Raw genomic sequence first — 4,815 nt, 5'->3', positions numbered from 1 at the left:
TCTTTTGATCTTTGTTTTTATTAACCCAAAACAACATCAAAAGATCGCAGCCTTCGGCAGCTCCTACAGGTGAAAAATTCAGGCAAAAAAAAGGGGAGCACATGCCCCCCCGAGGTTTAAAGCGTTGGATCGCGGCCGTTATCTCAGCCTTCGATCTCGATCAGAATTTCACCCGGATTGACCCGATCACCCTTGGCCACATGAATGGCGGTGACCTTGCCGGCAACCGCAGCCTGGACTTCGGTTTCCATCTTCATCGCTTCGGTGATCAGCACAGCCTGACCCGCCTTGACAGTGTCACCCTCCTTGACCAGCACATCGACGATGTTGCCCGGCATGGTGGTGCTGACGTGGCCCGGCGCCGAGGCTTGCTTGCGCTTGCTGCTGCCACCGCTGACGAACTCGTTGAGCGGCTCAAACACCACTTCTTCCGGCATGCCGTCGATGGACAGGTAGAAGTGACGCTTGCCTTCAGCCTTGACGCCGACACCGGTGATGTCGACGCGGTAGGTTTCGCCGTGGACGTCGATAACGAACTCGGTCGGCACGCCTTCGCCGCCAGCCTTGGTCACACCGCCAGCCTCTGGAATCGGCAGCAGCACTTCCGGCGTGAGGGTTCCGGCGGCGCGCTCTTCGAGGAACTTGCGACCGATGTCCGGGAACATGGCGAAGGTCAGCACGTCTTCTTCCGACTTGGCCAGTGCGCCGATGTCGGCACGCAGCTTGGTCATTTCCGGCTTGAGCAGATCGGCCGGACGCACATCGATGACTTCTTCACTGCCGATCGCCTGACGACGCAGTTTTTCGTTCACTACGCCCGGTGCTTTGCCATAGCCGCCTTGCAGGTAAAGCTTCACTTCGTTGGTGATAGTCTTGTAGCGCTCGCCGGCCAGCACGTTGAAGAACGCCTGGGTGCCGACGATCTGCGAGGTCGGCGTCACCAGCGGCGGGAAGCCAAGGTCTTCACGTACGCGCGGGATTTCCGCGAGGACTTCAGCCATGCGGTTGAGTGCGCCCTGCTCTTTCAACTGGTTGGCAAGGTTGGAGATCATCCCGCCCGGCACCTGGTTGACTTGCACGCGAGTGTCGACCGCGGTGAATTCGCTTTCGAACTGGTGGTACTTCTTACGCACGGCGTAGAAGTAAAGGCCGATCTCTTGCAGCAGCTCGAGGTTCAGGCCGGTGTCGAACTCGGTGCCTTTGAGTGCAGCAACCATCGACTCAGTGCCTGGATGGCTGGTGCCCGAGGCGAAGCTGGAGATTGCGGTGTCGATATGATCGGCGCCGTTTTCGATCGCCTTGAGTTGGCACATGGTCGCCAGACCGGCGGTGTCGTGCGAGTGGATAAACACCGGCAGCGATTGCTCGGCTTTCAACGCACGCACCAGTTCACCGGTGGCGTACGGGGTCAACAAGCCAGCCATGTCCTTGATCGCCACCGAGTCGCAACCCATGGCTTCCATCTGCTTGGCTTGGGCCACGAACGCATCGATGGTGTGAACCGGACTGGTGGTGTAAGCGATGGTGCCTTGCGCATGTTTGCCGGCCGCCTTCACCGCTTCGATGGCCACGCGCAGGTTACGCACGTCGTTCATCGCGTCGAAAATGCGGAACACGTCGATGCCATTTACCGCAGCCTTGGCGACGAACGCTTTGACCACGTCATCGCTGTAATGGCGGTAGCCCAACAGGTTCTGCCCGCGCAGGAGCATTTGCAGACGCGTGTTAGGCAGTGCCGCGCGCAGTTGGCGCAGACGCTCCCACGGGTCTTCTTTGAGGAAGCGGACGCAGGCGTCGAACGTCGCACCGCCCCAGCATTCCAGCGACCAGTAGCCGACTTTGTCGAGCTTGTCGCAGATCGGCAGCATGTCTTCGGTGCGCATGCGGGTGGCGAGCAGCGATTGGTGAGCGTCGCGCAGGATGGTATCGGTGACAAAGATCTTCTTGGACATTGTTGTATTCCTCACAGGCCTGCGTGGGCGGCGATGGCGGCGGCGATGGCCAGGGCCAGCTCTTCGGGTTTGCGCTTGATCGAGTAGTTGGTCAGTTCCGGGTGGCTTTCAACGAAGCTGGTATTGAACTGGCCGCTACGGAATTCCGGGTTGCGCAGGATTTCCTGATAGTACGCCGCGGTGGTCTTCACCCCCTGCAGACGCATGTCGTCGAGGGCGCGCAGACCACGGTCCATCGCCTCTTCCCAGGTCAGTGCCCAGACCACCAGTTTCAGGCACATCGAGTCGTAGAACGGCGGAATGGTGTAGCCGGTGTAGATCGCTGTGTCGGTGCGCACGCCCGGACCGCCGGGGGCGTAGTAACGGGTGATCTTGCCGAAGCTCGGCAGGAAGTTGTTCTTCGGGTCCTCAGCGTTGATGCGGAACTGCAACGCGAAACCACGGTGCTGGATGTCTTCCTGCTTGACCGACAACGGCAGGCCGGAGGCGATGCGAATCTGCTCGCGAACGATATCGATCCCGGTGATCTCTTCGGTGATGGTGTGTTCCACCTGCACCCGGGTGTTCATCTCCATGAAGTACACCTCGCCCTCGGCGAGCAGGAACTCCACAGTACCGGCGTTCTCGTAACCTACAGCCTTGGCTGCACGCACCGACAGGTCGCCGATGTAGGCGCGCTGTTCCGGAGTCAGTTGCGGGCTCGGGGCGATTTCGATGAGCTTCTGGTTGCGACGCTGGATCGAGCAATCACGCTCGAACAGGTGCACGACGTTGCCAAAGCTGTCGCCGAGAATCTGCGCTTCGATGTGCTTGGGATTGACGATGCATTTTTCCAGGAACACTTCGGCAGAACCGAACGCCTTGGTCGCTTCGGAAATCACCCGAGGGAAATTCTGTTCGAGTTCTTCGCGGCTGTTGCAGCGACGGATACCGCGCCCGCCACCACCGGAAGTGGCTTTGAGCATCACCGGGTAACCGATGCGGTCGCCCTCGGCCAAGGCCTCTTCGATGTCGGCCACGTTGCCTTCGGTGCCCGGCGTAACCGGCACACCAGCCTTGATCATGCTGCGGCGCGCTTCGGTCTTGTCGCCCATGCGGCGAATGACTTCCGCCGACGGGCCAATGAATTTGATGCCGCGTTCAGCGCAAATGTCTGCCAGCTCGGCGTTTTCCGAGAGGAAACCGTAACCGGGGTGCAACGCATCGCAGCCGGTTTCAACCGCCAGGTTCACCAGCTTGCGCGGGTTCAGGTAACCGGCCAGTGGCTCGGCACCGATGCTATGGGCCTCGTCCGCACGCTTCACATGCAACGCATGACGGTCGGCGTCGGAAAAAATCGCAACCGAGCGAATGCCCATTTCGGCGCAGGCTCGCACGATTCGTACGGCAATCTCACCACGGTTGGCGATCAGGATCTTTGTTATCACTTGGAGGTTCCCTTGAGCCGGTGGCACCACGACCTGCTAGACCCAGGTCGACGCGTGACCAAATGTTTCAATTTAGTCGCAGGTCCACACTAACGCTCATGAGGGATTAACAAAAATGAATAAAAATTGGGTCAGGCATAAGCAAAGACTTATAGTTGAAACATCAGCCCGCCGTCAGAGCCCATAAAAAATGCGTAAGTCCTTGATGCGTATGACATTGCGCCAGTTGCAGATCTTCAACGAAGTGTGTGATTTACGTTCTTACAGCCGCGCAGCCGAGGAAATGTCCCTCACGCAACCGGCCGTCAGCCTACAGATTCGTCAGCTCGAGGAGCTGATCGGCCAGCCATTATTCGATTATGTCGGTAAAAAACTCTACATGACCGAAGCCGCTGAAGCCTTGCAGCGTGCCAGTAGGGACATTTTCGGGCGCCTGGAAAACCTCGATATGCAGCTGTCGGACATGCAGGGCTCGCTGCAAGGTCAATTGAAACTGGCGGTCGAATCGAGCGCCAAATACTTCGTCCCGCACCTGTTCGCCGCGTTCAAGCGCCAGCACCCGGAAGTGAATCTGCAATTGACGGTAGTCAACCGTGGTCAAGTGATCCGGAGGCTGTCGGACAACCGCGATGATCTGGTGATTATGTCGATGGTGCCGCAGGACATGGGCCTGGAGTTCTTGCCGTTCCTCAACAATCCGATCGTTGCCGTGGCGCGTCCGGATCATCCGTTGGCGCACATGGGCCCGTTGCGTTTGCAGGATCTTGAACCCTATACATTGCTGATCCGTGAACCGGGTTCGGGCACGCGACTGGCCTGCGAAGAGTATTTCAAAGAGAAGCGCGTGCACTTCACCCAGACGCAGGAAGTGGCCTCGGCCGAAGCTCAGCGTGAATGCGTGCAGGCGGGTCTGGGCCTGGCGCTGTTGACGCGCCACGCCCTGAACCTGGAGCTGGCGACCGGCGGACTCGTCGAGCTGCCGGTCGAGGAATTGCCGCTGCTGCGCAGTTGGTGCCTGGTGCAAGCCAAAGCCAAACGCCTGTCACCGGTAGCGCACGCCTTCCTGGCGTTTATCCGCAGCGAACGCGTGCAGATCAGCGCGCTGGTTGAGCGTTTCGACGGGAAGCTGCGGGCGTTGCCTGCCAGTGATTGATCTCGGGAAAGTCGCCGATTTCGGCCTGAAGCTGACGGAGTTCGAAGCGATCTTCGATAGCGCGGCGAAATTCCATGCGGCGCTGGTCTTCCTGCTGACGACGGGTTTTCGCGGCGCTGTTGCGTTCTTCGTAGGGCTGAGCCATTTCGAGTCTCCCAAGGCGATGACGGGAGTTTCACGATAGGCGGGAGGGATGACGGTTTGATGAAAGTTGCCGCCCAAAAAGCAAAAGATCGCAGCCTTCGGCAGCTCCTACATTGATCCGTGTAGGAGCTGCCGAAGG

At 59.1% G+C, this 4,815-nt stretch carries 4 protein-coding genes; 1 reads left to right on the top strand and 3 read right to left on the bottom strand.

The genetic code is table 11. The features are described from left to right. Positions 1-143: 143 nt before the first annotated feature. Both oadA and PMI23_RS27230 read right to left on the bottom strand, forming a co-directional pair. Entirely contained in the window at positions 144-1,952 is a 1,809-nt protein-coding gene (oadA, locus tag PMI23_RS27235) for a sodium-extruding oxaloacetate decarboxylase subunit alpha (RefSeq protein ID WP_007912076.1), read from the bottom strand. Between the two features lie 11 nt (positions 1,953-1,963). Beyond that, the gene (locus PMI23_RS27230; protein ID WP_025112637.1) at positions 1,964-3,379 is read right to left on the bottom strand and encodes an acetyl-CoA carboxylase biotin carboxylase subunit; all 1,416 of its coding nucleotides are present in this window, start codon (positions 3,377-3,379) and stop codon (positions 1,964-1,966) included. 190 nt (positions 3,380-3,569) lie between these two features. On the opposite strand from PMI23_RS27230, the gene PMI23_RS27225 reads away from it, so the two are divergent. Continuing rightward, complete coding sequence (locus tag PMI23_RS27225) at positions 3,570-4,532, top strand: LysR family transcriptional regulator (protein ID WP_007912073.1); 963 nt, start codon at positions 3,570-3,572, stop codon at positions 4,530-4,532. On the opposite strand, the gene PMI23_RS29625 is transcribed toward PMI23_RS27225, so the two are convergent. Then, the gene (locus PMI23_RS29625; RefSeq protein ID WP_007912072.1) at positions 4,474-4,677 is read right to left on the bottom strand and encodes a PA3496 family putative envelope integrity protein; all 204 of its coding nucleotides are present in this window, start codon (positions 4,675-4,677) and stop codon (positions 4,474-4,476) included. The genes PMI23_RS27225 and PMI23_RS29625 overlap by 59 nt on opposite strands. Positions 4,678-4,815 lie beyond the last annotated feature (138 nt).

The sequence above is a fragment of the Pseudomonas sp. GM24 genome (assembly GCF_000282235.1).
In the GTDB taxonomy this organism is placed as follows: Bacteria; Pseudomonadota; Gammaproteobacteria; order Pseudomonadales; family Pseudomonadaceae; genus Aquipseudomonas.
Note: the sequence above shows the minus strand (reverse complement) of the source record. Positions and strands in the feature narration are given on the sequence as shown.